We start from the raw sequence: 15912 nt of genomic DNA, 5'->3' as shown, positions 1-15912 counted from the left end.
GACCGTCTTGAAAACGATCGTTCGCAAGACACCGTTTGAGATCCCTTCCGACCCAAGGAATACAAGGGTCCGTCGTGTAAACGTTGCCGCGTACGCACCACCGCAACGGGTACCTCCCTTCGCGATACACCAAACCCACGAAGGCAACGCTTATTGGCTACGAACCCGGCCCGGTTGCCAGACCAAACGGCTGATCGTTTCTGGTGAAATATCGCTAACGTCGGATATTTCACTTTTTCACAAGCCGCCCCGTATTGACCGCAGACGACTGGCACTGCCCCGGGAGCTCGTTCGCATCGATCAATCGATGCGAATGATCGAGACCCCAGCATCGCGGAGATCTTCGTACAACTCACCGAATGGGGCGGGACCTCCTCGTTGGTCGCACTGCGTGAAGACCAGACGCTCGGCAGCGCGTGACACTCCGACGAAGAACGTCATGGTGGACTCGACGGTGTCGCGGGTGTGGGCCCACCACTGGTCGCGGTCCAGACCGATGAAGAACACTGTGTGGTATTCGAGGCCCTTGCTTCGGTGGACTGTGAGGAGGGGGATTGCGTCCGCGTCACTGAAGGCGTCGGCGACGGCATCCCACGAGTCGACTCGTCGAAGTACTTGGGCGACCCTGATCTTGAAGGCGTCTAGGGTGACTTGGATGTCTTCGGGTCGATCGCCGAAGATGCGCTTGGAGCCGGCGGAATCGAGGTTAAGGAAGGCGGCGATCTTATCGGTGAGTGCCTGAGTGATTTGTTCACTCAGGTCGGGCGCAGCGCCGGAGTCGAGTGGCGTCTGGGCGAACCACCTACGGAGCTCCTCAAGGAACGTAGTGAGGTTGTCCTCTAGTTGCGTTCCTACTTCGCGGTCGCGGTTGGGTGATGCCACATGTCCCAAGGAGTCAGTGACGTCCTGCCATGTTTGTGGCTGCCCGCCGCGAGTGGCGGCGAGTCGGACGATGCCTACGAGGAGATGTACGAGGTCGTCTTTCAGCAGGTCGAGCAGGCGCAGCTTGCCAACCTCGGCGTCGTCGTTGCGCAGCTTGAGCCCGACGGAGTGAAGCGCCTCAGTGAGCGCTGGCTCCAGGTCCGCAACCTTCTGGCGGGCTATGAGGGCGAATTCGCTCGGCTGCCGGCCTAACTGTTCGATGTCGGATGCGATCCAGGCTGCAATGGCCTGTGCCTCGCGCTCGGCCGTGGGGAACGACCACACCTCGATCGGCGACTCACCCACCGCCGGCGCGACCCGGGACTTCTGGTGCTGAGTCTGCGGATCGAGCCGTTTGGCGAACCGGTGTTGCAGGTCGACGAGCTGCTGGGTAGACCGGAAGTTCATGACAAGGGCGAACGGCTCGGCCGCGAAGTCATGCTCGAACTGCGTGAATGCGTCACTGAGAGCTCCGGCCCAGCCCATGATGCGCTGATTGCGATCGCCTACGGCAGTGACGGTTGTGCCGCGACCCGCAAACACCGACTTCAGGAACGAGTATTGGGCGTAGGTTGTGTCCTGGAACTCGTCGATGAAGACGAAGGGGTAGGTTGCCTGCAGCGCACGCTGCAGCTGCGGACTAGTGCGGATCATCAGCTCGGCAAGGCGATTGAGCATGACGAAGTCCACTATTGGGTTTTTCCGCCCTCGGTAGTTGCGCGCCCACCACTCCTGGACGGCGTACTCGCGGGCGGTCGTCGCCGGTGGCTGATTGGACGGCTGAGAGGGCAGCTTGGCTGCGCCGAGGACGTTCGGCAGGAATGTGGAGGCAGAGACCTCGCCTTGGAATCCGTCAGGTGCCGATGACGCGATATCGCTGAGGAACACCTCGATCTCCGCTCGGCTAGAGTACCCGATCTTGTAGCTCTCCTCGAAGGTCCACTCCTGCGGCAGTAGCCGGGTAAAGCGGTCGACGATGGACTTGGTGAACGCGTCGAAGGTCATCGAGGTGAAACGGCCGGCGTGTTCGGGAAGGCGGGCTTCGACCCGGCGTTGAAGGTTGGCCGCGGCGTCGCGCTTGAAGGAGATCGCGAGAATCTGTTGTGGCGGCCGGCAGATCCCAGTTTCGAGGAGATAGCTGGCGCGCTGGGCGAGAAACTCTGTCTTGCCGGCGCCGGGCCCGGCTGTCACGGATGCGGTGCCGGCGCGTAATGCGGCCCAGGCGGCCTTTTCTAGGTCGTCGATACCCTCGGGGCGCCACGAGGCCGGATCGATTCTCATGTCGTGGCGACCGCTTTCTCAATCCGGTCGATGAGCCGACCAATCCGCTCGGGTGGCTTCGCCAATTCCTCCTTAGCGACGAACGAAAGCGCTCGTAAGTGTGTGCCCGGCTTGGACTGGTTGAGGAACAGGTACCTGTACCACCGCATGTCCTCCATCTTCTTCTCCGAACTCCAGTATCGGATGTCCGGCCGGTCCTTCGTGTCTCCGAGGACGGCATCCCGCGCATCCGCCGTCGCCCGAGGCCCGGTCTTTCCAGCCTCGAGATGGCCGATGTAGGCATCGCGATAGTGCTGCATGAGAGCCATATCGAGGTCGAGCGGGACGGAGAAGTAGATGTCCCACTTCTCGAGGTGGTCCATCCAAGCCCTGATCTGGTCGATTGTGAGTCCGTCGATGTCGACGGTCGAGGTGAAGTCCTTGACGCCTGCTGACCCGTCGAAGGGATTGATCCCGTTCTCGATCAGACGTGTGCAGGCGTCTCGGATGCGGCCTTCGCCTCCGCCGAAGCGGCCCCAGTCGAGGTCGAGGAGCGTGGCGTGTGGAATGCCCAGTTGATTGAGCAGCTTCCAGAAGTGGTTGGTGTGCCGCCCTCCGAGCGGGACGAAGGCGACGAACGACTGGTCGATGTATATGTCCCGGGCGGCGGCCAGCTTGGGTATGACGACTTGCTCGGAGTCACCCTCGCCCAGGATGACGAAGCGGGCGAAGTAGAGCTCGGGGTGGGCGTGGACTGCTTCGCGTAGATACTTGCCCGCGTCGGTGGTGTCAGCGGGGAGAAGAATCGGGTTCACGCGGGTCGTCCGGGTGATCCTGTCGACCCGGAAGTGTCGGATGTTCTCCGGTTCGATCCTGACTACGGCGCTGGCCGAGTGGCTTGAGATCACGGCTTGGGCTCGGCCTGAGCCTGTGACGTCGATCAGCTGCTGGACGACGCGCGACAGGAAGTAGGGAGACAGGTTATTCTCCGGCTCCTCGATCGCCAGGACCGTCAGGGACGGGATAGCCGTCGCGGTGATGTCGAACTTGTCGTCGTGGATGCCCGCGGCGATCTCCGACTCGAGGTCGAGGGTCGCCGCAGTCATAGCGATGTGGAGCAGCGACTGTTGTCCGTCGCTGAGCTCACGGGCTGAGCGTCTTCGCCCAGTTGCCGACGGCTCGAACAGCATCTCGGCGTTGGTGACCAGGACGTTCATGTCCCGACTGATCGGCTCGAAGATCGGGTGGCGTTCGGTGCTGAGATGATGCAGCTCCTGCCACCGTCCGGAGATCGCGTCAGTGACAGTGGCAACCACTGCTTCATCCTTGAACTTCTCCGAGAGCGTGGCTGCGGTGATGACAGTTTCGTCGCGGAAGTCGTCGGACCACACACCCGCGCGCCACAGCCGTCCTCGAAGGAACGAAGTCACGTGGCGGGTGCCATCCCTCGTCGCCGGCACGTAGACCATCTGGATCCGGTTGCGGTCCGATGAGCGAAGCGGGGCCCAGGCATCGCCGTAGTCGTCATCGAAGTTGAATACAACGCGGCGGGTGTCCTCAATGGTTCCCTGCACGGGTCCCTCGGCCGTCCATATCGCATCCAGCACGATTCGCAGCTTGAGGCTCTGATTGTCGGAGGCGGCCATCTGTGCGAAGAACTCGGGGACAGCGGCTGCAGCGTCTGCGTTGGGGTCGGCCAGCTCCGGGAAGGCGAACACGGCGTCGATCCGCATCGTCCGGGTGCCCGCCGGGGTGCTCTCGTTCTCGGGGACGTGGAAGTCCTCGACTCGCACTTGGCGCTGCTCGGCGACCACACTGAAGAGCCTGAGTAGTGCCTGGCAGGCCGCAGTCTTGCCCGAAGCGTTCACCCCTAGCAGCGCGGTCAGTTGCTGGTCAAACGTGATCGTCTGCGGTTCAGGGCCGAAGCACTGGAAATTGGTTAGTCTGACTCGTTCGAGGTACATCGGTCTACTCTCTGCTCGGAATCAGCACATCTATCAGCCACGATACGAGGTTTTGTCCAAGCAGTTTACGAGCGTCGCCCGAAAGGCCGACATCGTCGTGGGGCGGGCTCGGCGGTCGCCGGCGCCGTTGACCCGTCCGCGGACGACCGGCCTGCTGGGGCTACACCTACTGTCTCGTCACCAAAGATGGCCGAGTGGGCTGCTCCCCCAGTACCGTCTGAGCCACATTCCCAAAGACCTTGGTCGTGCCGAGGATCGGACGCCCGCTGGCTTTCAGGAAGGATTGACCAGCTTCCCGCAAGGTCGAGAACGCTGCGTCGATTTCTCATAACCCTAGGGTTGCAAGACTACGAGTCGAGACATGTCAATGCCCTTGACGCTTCAATGACTGAAGTGTCTTGCTACTATGTCCTGCAAGTAGGAAGCAAAATTGCGATGGTCAACCACTGTTGCGGGACACTTTGGAGCCGAAAATGGGCAAGCTGATCGGATACGCCCGGGTATCGACCCGGGCACAGGACACCGACCGGCAGATCGCGGACCTGCTGGCTGCCGGAGTGCGACGGGATGACCTCTACATCGACCATGGGGTCAGCGGAGCCAGGGCATTGAGGCCGGCATTCGGTATGGCTCTTGATGCCCTGCATGAGGGCGACACCCTGGTGATCACCACGCTGGACCGGTTGGGGCGCTCCACCGCCAACATGCTGGAGCTGGCCACAGTGCTGCGAAAGCGAGGGATCGGTCTTCGCGTGCTGAACCTCGGCGGCGGCGACGTGGACACCGGCACGCCGATGGGCGGCATGGTCTTCACCGTCATGGCAGCCCTCGCGCAGATGGAACTGGAGATCAAACGGGAAAGGATCACCGATTCAGTGTCCAAGCGCCGGGCCGCCGGCAGAGACCTGGGCGGGCGCCGGGAACGGTTCACCGACAGCCAGATCGAGAACGCCCGCCGCCTGATCGACGCCGGGCAGCCCGCCACCCAGGTGGCCGTTGACCTGGGCATGTCCCGGGCGACGCTGTACCGGCGCATCGGCGAACTCGACGCCCGGCAATGGATCACCGCCCAGACTCCCTGAACACAACAACATGCCGTGCGCGGAACGTTCTTGTTCTGTTCGGTCGCTGTGGGACGCCTTAAGAGGGGCGACTGCTGACGGTTCAGTTGTCACATAGGTCCGAACGCCGATAACTGATCGTGTCAACAAAACATCGGACCGCCGCGATGGACGGAGGAGGGGAAGGGCACGGCCCGACCGGTGTGGTCGGGCCGTGCCCTTTGCCGCACTCTCGTGTGGGGCGCCTAGTCTTTCTTGAAGGCGTCCTTGACTTTTTCGCCGGCCTGCTTCAGGTCAGCTTTGCCCTGGTCAACCTTGCCTTCGGCTTTGAGGTTGTCATCTCCGGTCGCGTTCCCGGCAGCTTCCTTGCCCTTACCGCCAAGCTTCTCGGCGGTGTTGTCGATTTTGTCGTCCAAACCCATGAGGATCACCCTTCTGGTCGTTCCCGCCGGACTCTCCCCGGCGGCTGACCCTTCCATCCTAGCCACCACCGGACACCGCCCCGCCGGGTCGGGCGACCGGTTTGCTGTCCGCGAACGGCGGTCCAACCGCCGGTGTCCTTTCGAAGATGCAGCCACTGCTTACTGCCCGTGCCGGGCGTCGTTCGCGTCAGCGCGGGACCGCCCATCAGTCCGGCGGTTTTGTCCGGTATTCGCGCTGGTGGTCCTCGAGCTTCTTCTCGGAATCCCGGCGACGCTGGCCCACGGTGCGCATCGGCTGCGTGATCGGCCTCTTCGGGTTCTCCTTATCCAAACCCTGGCCACGGTCTTCCTCGCCGCCCGCAGAAGCCCCTTCCGTACCGGGAGGTGTGTTCTCGTTCATACAAGCATCGTCCCACCCTGCAAGCCCGGGCACTAGGTGTGCCGGGTCAGAGCCACTTCCGGGCCGCCCGTCACCCGGGCCCGGCCAGCGGGGTACCGGGCGGCACCATCCGATTCTGACTGCCGGGCACCAGACCCGTCCGGACACGGGGGTCGAGGACCATCCCGCGGAAAAGTAGCGCTAAGGATCAACCGATCGCGACGATTGTTACTGGCGATCGTTGAGAGAGCATGGCTTGTGAATACTAAACGGCTGCCGAAAAGGCGGCGTACGGGCGGTATGGGGCTTGGGGACCAACTCGTGGAAGAGAAACGCCCAAGCCATTGTCGGTTGACGTACGGCTGTAAAGCACGCCGTCTCCGGGCCCAACGCAACACCCACGGACGTTTGGGTGACTGCTCAGGCTGAACAAGGAGAACTTCCCATCGCGGTCGGGGAAAGCCGCTCCAATTTGGTCATTTTGATGCTTAGCGCTACTTTTCCGCGCAGTGGTCCTCGACCCCCCTCTACCGGCAGATCGGAGCAGCCCGAACCCACTGGTCCGCATCGCCGAGCAACGATTGGAACGAACGATGACCTATGTCCGCCGCCTCTTTGGCCGAGGTGGCTTGGCCCGGGCGGTCGGCGTTAGGCTGGGCTCATGGGAGTCGAACCAGCCGTGATAGAACGAATGTCCAGAACCCGTTCTCAGGATCCGGCCAGCGTGCCCCGGGCGGTGGAAGGGGAAGCGGATTTGGTGGTGGTGGACACGACATGGGGAGAGCTGCAGCCGCTGCAGTGCGCGCCCGGGGTGGTAACCCTCGGCGAGCTAGAACTCCTGGAATCGCTCAGCGGCGGCGCGGTCTTGATCGACAGCCGTGTGCCTGGTTCCAGGGCCGGGGTCACGATTCCGGGCGCAGTCAACATCCCCCACGACCGGATCCTGGAATCCAGGGACCAACTCGACCCTTCCCGGCTGAGCGTGTTCTTCTGCAACGGCCCGCAGTGCCCGCAATCACCGGCGGCCGTCCGGGCGCTGGTGGAAACCGGGTATCCGGCCTCCGCTCTGGCATATTACCGGGGTGGACTGCACGACTGGGTCGCTCTGGCCATGCCCACGGAACGGGTCACCTGACAGCCGGTGCCCGTCACGGCGCCGGGGTCAATGACGACCGCGCACCGGGCGCTGGCGAGCCGCAATCAACCGAAAACCAACCCACGGAGGGCGTTGTTGTGGCCCGTGCCGGTTGTGGCCAGCCGCTTAGAGTCCAATACGGCGGGGTCATTGTTGGCAATCTCTGCACCGGTCCCGCCACGAACTGCCACGACTCCCGAGGCGGGCGGCGGGCCGGGTGCATGTCATAGGAACGGAGAAGAATAATGATGGACGGATACGGTTCGACGATGGGCTCCACGTGGCTGTTCTGGCTGCTCCTGGTGATCGGTATTGTCCTGCTGGCGATCCTTGCCGTGCGGTTCTTCGTCGGCGGGATGACCCGAGCCGGGACCGGCCGAGGTCCAGGGGAGGGCCCTGGCCCGGACGGCCCCGGTGCTATGGGCGCGACTGCCGCCCGACGGATTCTGGATGAACGGTACGCCAGGGGGGAATTGAGCGCGGAAGAATACCGTGAGCGGCTCGACGTCCTCGGGGGCGATACGTGATGCAACCTGTCAGCCGTCGCAGTGCCTTGATCCTGGGAGGTGCGGGCGCTGCGGCCGCAGCGACGGGCGCGGCAGGATTGCTCAGAGACCAGGACATGGGAATCCAGGCCGCCGGCGGGGAGGACTTGAGTGAGCCGCAGGCCCTGCACAGTGCCGATGGCCGGCTTCAGGTGAAGCTTTCAGCAGCCCTGGGCCAGGTGGGGATCGCGGGCAGGGATGCCGACGCGCTGTCCTATAACGGGTCCCTGCCCGGGCCCACCCTGTTCCTGCGGCCCGGGGACCGGGTGAATGTAACGCTGGAGAACCGGCTGGGGGATCCGACGAACCTGCACGTCCACGGGCTGCACGTCTCCCCGCAGGGCAACAGCGACAACGTGCTGGTTTCGGTCGAACCGGGTACGTCCTTTGATTATGAGTACCGGTTGCCGGCGGACCATCCGCCGGGCGTGTACTGGTACCACCCCCACCGCCACGGAAGCGTCGCCGACCAGATCTTCGGCGGACTGTACGGGGCGATCATCATCCAGGACTCCCGGCCCGTGCCGGTGACCCGGGAACGGGTCCTGGTTATCTCCGACATCTCCCTCACTGGGGGCGGTTCCATCGCCGCCGTGTCCTCGATGGAGAAAATGATGGGCCGGGAGGGTGCCCTGGTCCTGGTCAACGGGCAGCTGAACCCGGTCCTGGCCGCCCGGCCGGGCGAGCGTGAACGGTGGAGGATCATCAATGCCTGCACCTCCCGGTACCTGAAGCTCCGCCTGGACGGCCAGGACCTGCAGCTGCTGGGCCTGGACACCGGCCGCTTCCAACGTCCCAGGGACGTTGAGGAGGTGCTGCTGGCCCCGGGCAACCGGGCGGACCTGCTCGTGACCACCGCCGCCGGGACCGCCGTACTACGCACCCTGCCCGTGGACAAGGGCGGCATGGGATCCATGATGGGCAACAACGAAGGCGGACAATCCCCGCCCGGCCCGGACGGGACCGTGCTGGCCACCCTGGCCGTTGCCGGCGAACCGGCTGCTGCGCTGGCACCGGTCCCGGCGCAGCCGGCACCGCGGGACCTGAGGGCCGCCGCGGTGACCGCCCGCCGGGAACTGGTCTTCGCCATGGGCATGGGTATGAACAGCGGCGGCGCGGCTATAGGCAGCGGCATGGGTGGTGGGATGGGGTCGGGGATGATGAGTTTCACCATCAACGGCAGGCCGTTTGACCCGGCCCGGGTCGACACCACGGTCCCCGCCGGCGCCGTCGAGGAATGGACCCTGAGGAACACCAGCCCGATGGACCACCCGGTGCACCTGCACGTGTGGCCGATGCAGATCATCGAACAGGCCGGCCGGCCAGTGGACAGCCCCGTGTGGCAGGACGTGGTGAACGTTCCGGCCCGCAGCAGTGTCCGGGTCCGGATCGCCTTCGATGACTTCACCGGCAAAACCGTCTACCACTGCCACATCCTGGACCATGAGGACAGCGGCATGATGGGCCTGATCGAAGCCCGGTAGCGCAGCGGCCCCACATTCCTTTGCATGAATGAGAAAACCGATGAAGGAGCACAACAATGAGCTACGCACACACCATCACCGTCTCCCTGCCCTACGGGGAAGCAGTAACCCGGACCCGTGAAGCCCTCTCGGGGCAGGGCTTCGGCGTGCTCTCCGAAATCGATGTCCGCGCCACCTTCGAGGCTAAGCTCGGGTCCGACGCCGGGCAGGGCCTGGGTGACTACCTGATCCTGGGTGTCTGTAATCCTGCCCTGGCGCAGAAAGCTCTCGCCGCGGACCCGGACATGGGGCTGCTGCTGCCCTGCAACGTCGTGATCAGGCGCGGACCTGACAACTCCACCACCGTCATCCAGACCATCGACGCGCAGACCATGGTCCAGCTCAGCGACGCCCCGGCCGTCTCCGAAGTCGCCTCGGACGCCGATCACCGGCTCCTCGCAGCCCTGAAGGAACTCGAAACCGCCTAAGACCGGTTGAACGTGCAGCGACGGACCGCGCGCGGAGAGAACGAGTACGGTTGAACGCGGCGTGGCGCCGGAACCCGCCGTCTAGTGTGCGGTGTCGGCTGGATTATTCACGCTATGCCTGGCTCAGCCGGGGACCTTGTTGGCGGCTCTTGAACTTTGGGCGAGGTGCGGTGTTCAGCAGGGCCAAAGTTCAAGAGCCTGTAATCATCGAGATTGAAAGGAATCGACGCAGCATCAACAGCGCCGGTATCCTTGAAAACGGCTCGTAGTCCTCGGTTATGAATGTCTTGAACAACACCCATAATTGCAGGGCTGCGGGCCTGCTCATGTTTGGGACACCACGCTAAAAATTTGAGAGCCAGTTTTCCACCCACAATGAGGGAACCAAGAATGCTCAGTGACTTCACAAAGAACAATCTAGATAAGCAAGGATTTGGAAGTCTCGATGAGGACGCCAAGGCTTGCTATGCGTGGCCCCTGCGATTCACGCCGGGAGTGGGCACCGTCCTAATCGTTGTCGGATTGACTTTGCAGTCGCCCACTTTTCTTGGACTTGGGGCAATCGTTCCACTTAGCGGAGTACTATTCCCCCGCGGAATGATTCTTGATCTGGTTTACAATTTGGGCGTCCGACATCTATTTCATGGGCCAGCGCTCCCGCCCACGCCGACACCTCGACGGTTTTCGTACCTGCTGTCCACCGTGCTGCTGACGGGCTCGGCCTTATCCTTCTACTACGGGTTATCAACGTTGGGATTCATCCTAGGAGGAGCGGTCGCTCTAGGTGGCTTAATGCTCACCACCACCCATTGGTGTCTCGGGTCGTGGATCTACAGATTTCTTTTCCGGCATTCAGCGGCGAGGTCGTAACTACAGGAGCATCAACGCGGCGCGGTATCTTCACCATTACCTCATCAGCGCGCACTCACCCGGCCGTGCCCGGATTCTGACCATCATCTGGTTCACCGACGGCAGGTTCCTGGCCGGTGTCGGGGGCCGGGGCGGGCTGATGCGTCCCAGCAAAGACTCGTACGGGCCCTGCAAAGCCTCATCGCGCGCCTGCGCGCCCTGCCTCAGTCGGGGATTCGGCTGAGAGCTGGAGTGCCCATTGGCGGACCGTGGCCAGGAGCCATCGCCCACCGAAGGCCCAGTAGAAACGAAACCCGGCCTGCACCGCACCGGCGATGCTGGCCACCCACACCAGGGATCGGCTGAGGAAAGTTTTCATTTCCGACGCTAGTTGGCGCACTGACCTCACGTTCTGCACACCCCCAACATCCCACCGAAAAACGCGTTTCCGCGCGTCAGCGCCATGGGTGATGGACACGAAGGGCGTGCGACGGCACGCATCCACCTGTCAACTCAAGAAGCAGAACGAGGGCATGCTCCGGGTGCTGGCGATGCAGGTCAGAGCGGTGTGGTGGGTCCCTCTCTTGGTGCCAGGTCAGGGAACCGCGCATCAGTGCTGGCAGGTCATGGACCCGGTCGATAGAGGCGTCAGGCAGGGGCGCGGCCATGCTCTCGGGCAGACCCAGCATGGTTAGGCATCGCCTCCACCGTTCGGCCAGGGCTGCGAACCTGGCGCGGGGCGGGCAGCCGTCTCATGGACCAAGGACCCTGTTGTCCCGATCCGGAACAGACAATAGTGGAAGCGGGGCAACAGTCACCGACGACTTGAAGGAGATCACATGATGTATGGATGGTATGGCGATGGGGGCATTCTCGGCTGGGTGGTCATGGCAGTGATGATGCTGCTGTTCTGGGGAGGGGTGGCGGCCGTGGTGATTCTTCTGATCCGCAGCGGACGGGCCGGCGCGGGGGGCCACTCCGGGTCCCCGCACGATGACCCGGAGCGGATCCTCAACGAACGCTTCGCCCGCGGGGAGATCGACGCGAACGAGCTCAATGAACGCCGCACGGTTCTTCGAAACAAGCCATGAAGACCCTGAGCCGCAAAACGCATTTTTTGTTCGGCGCCGCCGCAGCGCTTGTCCTGACTGCCCTGTCCATGCTGGCTGTGGTCTTCATGAGCGGCGGGACGGACCCGGGAGGCTACGCGTTTCCCGGAGCCTCCCGATGCACGGCGCCCGGCCTCCCCGGCACGGTCATCAACGTCACGGCCTCCGACATGGGAGGTGCCATGATGGGCGGCTCCGCGATGATGCGCGGCAGCATGCTGCTGGCCGCAGACAGGACCACCGTGACTGGCGGCAAGGTGTCCTTTCTCGTCACCAACGTCGGTAACATCCCTCACGAAATGATGATCATCCCGCTGGCAGGTACCCAGATCGCAGGAACCCGCCCGGTTGGCCGGGACGGCAAAATCGATGAGAGCGGCAGTTTGGCTGAAGCCGCCGCCACCTGCGCCGAAGGCGAAGGCGAAGGGATTCTCCCGTCTGCGGCCGGATGGATCACCCTGGATCTTGCACCCGGAGAATATGAACTGTTCTGCAATCTGCCGGGCCACTACTGGGCCGGGATGTACACCCGACTCACCGTCACCTGAACCGGCCGGACCCGATCCGGCATGATTACCGTCATCGGAGGCCTGCGTTGTGAACGGCATCCACCATTCCCGCATGCTGGATCCGGCCGAGGATAGATCCGGGAAGGCCTGGGCCGGCTTTGTCTCAGGGAGCGGCATCCTGGCTTGATCAGAGGAGCGCAAAATGGAAAACTCGCGGAGAACGTCCATTATCCAGACTTATCGCAAGCGCGCTGCGAGATACGATTTTACAGCAAACCTATATTATTTATTCGGTTATCGTGAGTGGAAATACAGGCGGCTGGCCGTGGAAGCGTTGGACCTCCAGCCGGGTGATAAGGTTTTGGAGTTGGGTTGCGGCACGGGATTGAACTTTTCGCTCTTTCAACGTTACATCGGTTCCGGCGGTCAGATCATAGGCGTGGATATTACGGATGCCATGTTGCAACAAGCTCAAAAACGCGTTGCCGATCACAAATGGACTAACGTCACGTTATTACAACATGACGCCTCAACTTTTCAAAGTCCAACGGAAGTGAATGCAGGGTTCTCCAGCTATGCACTGTCAATTTTCCCTGACACCGAACAGGCCGTAAGAAATATTGTCAATTCATTGACCCCCGGCGGACGTCTGGTGCTCTTGGAACTTCAGATCCCTGCGTCATGGCCTTCCCTGTTGGGGTCGGCCGCAGTTGCTCTCATGAAGCCCTATGCCGTGACTGACGAATGGGCCAGGGGCCGCCCCTGGGAACTGATCCGCAAAACAGCAGAAGAAGTATTGACCAATGTTGAAGTGACCAAGCAATACTTCGGATTTACTTATCTCCTCGCCGGGAGAAAAGCCAGCCAAAACTAAGAGCTGACGTTTCATATGGGTTACGTCCCGCTGAGTGGTGGAGTTTTCTCGACACCGTGCAGGTCAGTTCTCTGATTATGCTGCCGTGAGTTCAGGGAGCAAAATCGGGTCCTCTATTGGCGTGGCGGGTGCCGTGTTCATGACCTTGAGTTCGGTCATGGAGGCCTCGGAGAGGTAGCGGCGGTCCCCGGCTTCCCATTCGTCATGTTGCTCGACGAGGACCGCGCCGGCGAGCCGGAGAAGGGCTGCCGGGTTGGGGAAGACTCCGACGACGTCGGTCCGTCTTTTGATCTCTTTGTTGACTCGTTCCATGGGATTCGTGGACCAGATCTGGCGCCAGCGTCTGGCCGGGAACCCGGTGAACGCGAGGACGTCGTCCCGGGCGTCGCCGAGCATCGCGGCGACCTTCGGGTGGGATTTGAGGAGCATCCGGGTGACCTCGTCGAACTGGGTGTTCACATGCCCGGCGTCGGGCTGGACGAAGGCGGTGCGGATGATCGAGGCGACCATATCCTGGGATCCCTTCGGCACAGTCGAGAGTACGTTTCTCATGAAATGCACGCGGCAACGCTGCCACGCCGCGCCCTGGAACACGGTCCCGATGGCCTTCTTCAGGCCGCTGTGCGCGTCGGAGATCACCAGCTTCACCCCGTCCAGGCCGCGGGCCTTCAACGACCGCAGGAACGCGGTCCAGAATCCCTCGTTCTCGCTGTCGCCGACGTCGAAGCCCAGGACTTCCCGGCGTCCGTCCGCGGCGACGCCGAAGGCGACCACGATCGCCTGGGATACCACGCGGTGCCCGACGCGGGCCTTGCAGTAGGTGGCGTCGAGGAACACGTACGGGTAATCCATGGCGGAGAGGTCCCGGTCCCGGAACGCGCCGACTTCGTGGTCCAGGTCCTCGCAGATCCGGGACACCTCGGACTTGGAGATCCCGGTCTCGGCCCCGAGCGCCTTGACCAGATCATCGACCTTGCGGGTGGAGACCCCGTGCAGGTAGGCCTCCATCACGACCGCGTAGAGTGCCTGGTCCACGCGGCGGCGGCGTTCGAGCAGGGCCGGGAAGAACGACCCGTTCCGCAGCTTGGGGATCTTTAGGTTCAGGTCCCCGGCGGTCGTCGTCAGCGTCCTGGGTCGGGACCCGTTGCGCTGGGTGGTCCGGGCCTCGGAGCGCTCAAACGGGGCGGCGCCGATGAATGCGGTCGCCTCCGCTTCGATGAGCTGCTGGTACAGGGTTTCGGTCGCGGCACGGATCCGGTCCGAGACATCGGTGAGTTTCAGTTGGCCAAGGAGGTCAAGCAGGGCAGACTGGTCTAGAGCCATCGTGTGTTTGTGTCCTTTGTGAGTTCTTTGATCGGTACTCACTGACCATCGCACGATGGCTCACTACGTCGCCGGAACAACGCGCAACTACGGAGATCTACACCACTCCACGGGACGTAACCTTCATATGAGCCTCGACGGCCTTCCTTGAATCAAGGAAAGCACGGTTCCAGGACGGCGACCAGCATTCCGGATACCTCACGGTTCCGGACCTCATTCAGGGACACGGACCCCCGCCAGGGCGCGTCATGGTTACTGCCCACACTCATCCACGGGGACAACGGATGTTCCCTGCGCGCTCGGCGGGGTCGGACCGAATCCAGGCAGAGAGGTGCCGGTCGTGGCCACCCCGGTCCCGTGGCCCGGACGTCTCCGCCACGGACCAATCTGGCTCTTTAAGGTTCCCGGGGAATGGTCTGCTGAGATGATTGCTCATGCGGCTATCCGGGCTGCACTTCTCAAGAGGATACGCGATTTGTAGTTGTCTGGGTTTCGGTAGCCTGGGGCTTGAGGACCAACGCTCGGAAAAGTCACGCTTAGACAGGTGTCGGGAAAGGATCATCTACCGACACCCCGACGCTGCCGGCGACACGCCGCGAAATCCATGTCGAAAACCCGCGCCGGAAATCAACGTCGGCAACCCTGTGGTACGGGTATTATCGACATATGTTGATCGGATATGCGCGCGTCTCCACCGCCGACCAAAACCCCGACCACCAAACGGACGCCCTCGCCCGCGCCGGCGTCGACCCGGCCAACATTTACCTCGACCACGCCAGCGGCGCCAAAGCCAGCAGGCCCGAGCTCGACAAGGCCCTCGCCTCGGCCAACCGGGCCGGTGACCAGCTCGTCATCACCCGCCTCGACAGACTCGGCCGGTCGGTACTCCACCTCGTCACCCTCGGCGCAGATCTCCGGGAACGTGGTGTGGGATTGCGTGTCCTCGAGCAAGGCATCGACACCACGACCGCGGAAGGGCGGGCAATGTTCGGGATGCTCTCCGTCCTCGCCGAACTCCAACGAGAACTCATCATCGCCAACACCCGCGACGGCCTCGCGGCCGCCCGCGCCCGCGGACGAACCGGAGGAAGACGCCCCAAACTCACCCCCGACCAGGCCCACCACGCCCAACAGCTCTACGACGCCGGGGACCACACCGTTCAGCGCATCGCCGATCTGCTTCAGGTCCCGCGCTCCACGATCTACGGCCACCTCAACAAAACAAGCATCGGACGACGCCCCCCACCCCAGCGCCGTGACCCGGCGTAACAGCGGTGCCGACCAGAACCTCTACTACCTGCCCCATCGGCTTAGCGTGACTTTCCCGAGCATTGGTCCTCAAGCCCCGATCCGCGACATTCCTAACGCCACCTCAAGCGCGGCCCGACCGTCTCAGTAATCGATCGTTTATGAGATCGGGGCAGTCGACTGTCGCCATTGGCGGAAGGGTGATCGACGGGCTGATTCGCAAACGGTATCTAAGGCGGCCTCAGCTTTCCCTGGCCGTGGTTCCCGGCGACATACGTCCGGGCGTGCACGGAGGACGGAAGGCCTGCCCCGGCGCCTGCGTGAAGGAGGCCTCCAAAAATCGGGAACGCCCCGTAGTTTCT

Annotated in this window: 17 protein-coding genes; 10 read left to right on the top strand and 7 right to left on the bottom strand. The window is 62.9% G+C overall.

Translation table 11 applies throughout. The features are described from left to right. Positions 1-300: 300 nt before the first annotated feature. Both ABIB49_RS17095 and ABIB49_RS17090 read right to left on the bottom strand, forming a co-directional pair. On the bottom strand, positions 301-2202 hold the full coding sequence (locus ABIB49_RS17095) for a UvrD-helicase domain-containing protein (protein ID WP_354157438.1): 1902 nt from the start codon (positions 2200-2202) through the stop codon (positions 301-303). Continuing rightward, complete coding sequence (locus tag ABIB49_RS17090; RefSeq protein WP_354157437.1) at positions 2199-4145, bottom strand: ATP-dependent nuclease; 1947 nt, start codon at positions 4143-4145, stop codon at positions 2199-2201. The genes ABIB49_RS17095 and ABIB49_RS17090 overlap by 4 nt, the downstream gene beginning before the upstream one ends. Before the next feature lie 473 nt (positions 4146-4618). Between ABIB49_RS17090 and ABIB49_RS17085 the strand changes: the two genes are divergently transcribed. Then, complete coding sequence (locus ABIB49_RS17085) at positions 4619-5227, top strand: recombinase family protein (RefSeq protein ID WP_354157436.1); 609 nt, start codon at positions 4619-4621, stop codon at positions 5225-5227. A gap of 224 nt (positions 5228-5451) precedes the next feature. Here the strand turns inward: ABIB49_RS17085 and ABIB49_RS17080 are convergent, their stop codons facing one another. Together ABIB49_RS17080 and ABIB49_RS17075 are read right to left on the bottom strand one after the other, a co-directional pair. Then, entirely contained in the window at positions 5452-5628 is a 177-nt protein-coding gene (locus ABIB49_RS17080) for a CsbD family protein (protein WP_354157435.1), read from the bottom strand. Between the two features lie 205 nt (positions 5629-5833). Further along, the gene (locus ABIB49_RS17075; protein WP_354157434.1) at positions 5834-6028 is read right to left on the bottom strand and encodes a hypothetical protein; all 195 of its coding nucleotides are present in this window, start codon (positions 6026-6028) and stop codon (positions 5834-5836) included. A 640-nt stretch (positions 6029-6668) separates the two neighbouring features. Between ABIB49_RS17075 and ABIB49_RS17070 the strand changes: the two genes are divergently transcribed. The 4 genes from ABIB49_RS17070 (at position 6669) to ABIB49_RS17055 (ending at position 9638) form a co-directional block, all read left to right on the top strand. Then, positions 6669-7142 (top strand): rhodanese-like domain-containing protein, encoded by a 474-nt coding sequence (locus tag ABIB49_RS17070; RefSeq protein ID WP_354157433.1) that lies wholly within the window; start codon positions 6669-6671, stop codon positions 7140-7142. Between the two features lie 245 nt (positions 7143-7387). Further along, on the top strand, positions 7388-7669 hold the full coding sequence (locus ABIB49_RS17065; protein WP_354157432.1) for an SHOCT domain-containing protein: 282 nt from the start codon (positions 7388-7390) through the stop codon (positions 7667-7669). Further along, complete coding sequence (locus ABIB49_RS17060) at positions 7669-9171, top strand: multicopper oxidase family protein (RefSeq protein WP_354157431.1); 1503 nt, start codon at positions 7669-7671, stop codon at positions 9169-9171. The genes ABIB49_RS17065 and ABIB49_RS17060 overlap by 1 nt, the downstream gene beginning before the upstream one ends. A gap of 56 nt (positions 9172-9227) precedes the next feature. Then, positions 9228-9638, top strand: a complete 411-nt coding sequence (locus ABIB49_RS17055; RefSeq protein ID WP_354157430.1) for a DUF302 domain-containing protein — start codon at positions 9228-9230, stop codon at positions 9636-9638. Between the two features lie 107 nt (positions 9639-9745). Here the strand turns inward: ABIB49_RS17055 and ABIB49_RS17050 are convergent, their stop codons facing one another. Continuing rightward, positions 9746-10045 (bottom strand): hypothetical protein, encoded by a 300-nt coding sequence (locus ABIB49_RS17050; protein ID WP_354157451.1) that lies wholly within the window; start codon positions 10043-10045, stop codon positions 9746-9748. On the opposite strand from ABIB49_RS17050, the gene ABIB49_RS17045 reads away from it, so the two are divergent. Beyond that, positions 10014-10508 carry a DUF4395 family protein gene (locus ABIB49_RS17045; RefSeq protein WP_354157429.1) on the top strand — a complete coding sequence of 165 codons (495 nt, stop codon included), beginning with the start codon at positions 10014-10016 and terminating at the stop codon, positions 10506-10508. The two genes, ABIB49_RS17050 and ABIB49_RS17045, sit on opposite strands and share 32 nt — an antisense overlap. Positions 10509-10686: 178 nt before the next feature. Here ABIB49_RS17045 and ABIB49_RS17040 read toward each other — a convergent pair whose 3' ends face one another. After that, on the bottom strand, positions 10687-10866 hold the full coding sequence (locus ABIB49_RS17040; protein WP_354157428.1) for a hypothetical protein: 180 nt from the start codon (positions 10864-10866) through the stop codon (positions 10687-10689). Between the two features lie 460 nt (positions 10867-11326). Between ABIB49_RS17040 and ABIB49_RS17035 the strand changes: the two genes are divergently transcribed. The 3 genes from ABIB49_RS17035 (at position 11327) to ABIB49_RS17025 (ending at position 12979) form a co-directional block, all read left to right on the top strand. After that, entirely contained in the window at positions 11327-11578 is a 252-nt protein-coding gene (locus ABIB49_RS17035; RefSeq protein WP_354157427.1) for an SHOCT domain-containing protein, read from the top strand. Next, entirely contained in the window at positions 11575-12144 is a 570-nt protein-coding gene (locus ABIB49_RS17030) for a sulfocyanin-like copper-binding protein (protein WP_354157426.1), read from the top strand. The genes ABIB49_RS17035 and ABIB49_RS17030 overlap by 4 nt, the downstream gene beginning before the upstream one ends. A gap of 163 nt (positions 12145-12307) precedes the next feature. After that, a complete protein-coding gene (locus ABIB49_RS17025) occupies positions 12308-12979 on the top strand; it encodes a class I SAM-dependent methyltransferase (RefSeq protein ID WP_354157425.1) in 672 nt (223 codons plus the stop codon). Between the two features lie 75 nt (positions 12980-13054). Here the strand turns inward: ABIB49_RS17025 and ABIB49_RS17020 are convergent, their stop codons facing one another. After that, positions 13055-14302, bottom strand: a complete 1248-nt coding sequence (locus tag ABIB49_RS17020; RefSeq protein ID WP_354157424.1) for an IS256 family transposase — start codon at positions 14300-14302, stop codon at positions 13055-13057. A 666-nt stretch (positions 14303-14968) separates the two neighbouring features. On the opposite strand from ABIB49_RS17020, the gene ABIB49_RS17015 reads away from it, so the two are divergent. Further along, complete coding sequence (locus tag ABIB49_RS17015) at positions 14969-15571, top strand: recombinase family protein (RefSeq protein ID WP_354157423.1); 603 nt, start codon at positions 14969-14971, stop codon at positions 15569-15571. Positions 15572-15912: the final 341 nt, after the last annotated feature.

Source organism: Arthrobacter sp. UYCu512 (assembly GCF_040547075.1).
In the GTDB taxonomy this organism is placed as follows: domain Bacteria; phylum Actinomycetota; class Actinomycetes; order Actinomycetales; family Micrococcaceae; genus Arthrobacter.
The sequence above is the reverse complement of the archived record's forward strand: the minus strand, read 5'-3'. Positions and strand labels throughout refer to the sequence as shown.

Bases quoted from the DNA above. Each gene is read 5' to 3' on its own strand.
- ABIB49_RS17055 (WP_354157430.1), top strand. From the start codon at position 9,228: ATGAGCTACGCACACACCATCACCGTCTCCCTGCCCTACGGGGAAGCA.
- ABIB49_RS17020 (WP_354157424.1), bottom strand. From the start codon at position 14,302: ATGGCTCTAGACCAGTCTGCCCTGCTTGACCTCCTTGGCCAACTGAAA.
- ABIB49_RS17075 (WP_354157434.1), bottom strand. From the start codon at position 6,028: ATGAACGAGAACACACCTCCCGGTACGGAAGGGGCTTCTGCGGGCGGC.
- ABIB49_RS17065 (WP_354157432.1), top strand. From the start codon at position 7,388: ATGATGGACGGATACGGTTCGACGATGGGCTCCACGTGGCTGTTCTGG.
- ABIB49_RS17060 (WP_354157431.1), top strand. From the start codon at position 7,669: ATGCAACCTGTCAGCCGTCGCAGTGCCTTGATCCTGGGAGGTGCGGGC.
- ABIB49_RS17085 (WP_354157436.1), top strand. From the start codon at position 4,619: ATGGGCAAGCTGATCGGATACGCCCGGGTATCGACCCGGGCACAGGAC.
- ABIB49_RS17025 (WP_354157425.1), top strand. From the start codon at position 12,308: ATGGAAAACTCGCGGAGAACGTCCATTATCCAGACTTATCGCAAGCGC.
- ABIB49_RS17080 (WP_354157435.1), bottom strand. From the start codon at position 5,628: ATGGGTTTGGACGACAAAATCGACAACACCGCCGAGAAGCTTGGCGGT.
- ABIB49_RS17090 (WP_354157437.1), bottom strand. From the start codon at position 4,145: ATGTACCTCGAACGAGTCAGACTAACCAATTTCCAGTGCTTCGGCCCT.
- ABIB49_RS17040 (WP_354157428.1), bottom strand. From the start codon at position 10,866: ATGAAAACTTTCCTCAGCCGATCCCTGGTGTGGGTGGCCAGCATCGCC.
- ABIB49_RS17070 (WP_354157433.1), top strand. From the start codon at position 6,669: ATGGGAGTCGAACCAGCCGTGATAGAACGAATGTCCAGAACCCGTTCT.
- ABIB49_RS17045 (WP_354157429.1), top strand. From the start codon at position 10,014: ATGAGGGAACCAAGAATGCTCAGTGACTTCACAAAGAACAATCTAGAT.
- ABIB49_RS17095 (WP_354157438.1), bottom strand. From the start codon at position 2,202: ATGAGAATCGATCCGGCCTCGTGGCGCCCCGAGGGTATCGACGACCTA.
- ABIB49_RS17015 (WP_354157423.1), top strand. From the start codon at position 14,969: ATGTTGATCGGATATGCGCGCGTCTCCACCGCCGACCAAAACCCCGAC.
- ABIB49_RS17030 (WP_354157426.1), top strand. From the start codon at position 11,575: ATGAAGACCCTGAGCCGCAAAACGCATTTTTTGTTCGGCGCCGCCGCA.
- ABIB49_RS17035 (WP_354157427.1), top strand. From the start codon at position 11,327: ATGATGTATGGATGGTATGGCGATGGGGGCATTCTCGGCTGGGTGGTC.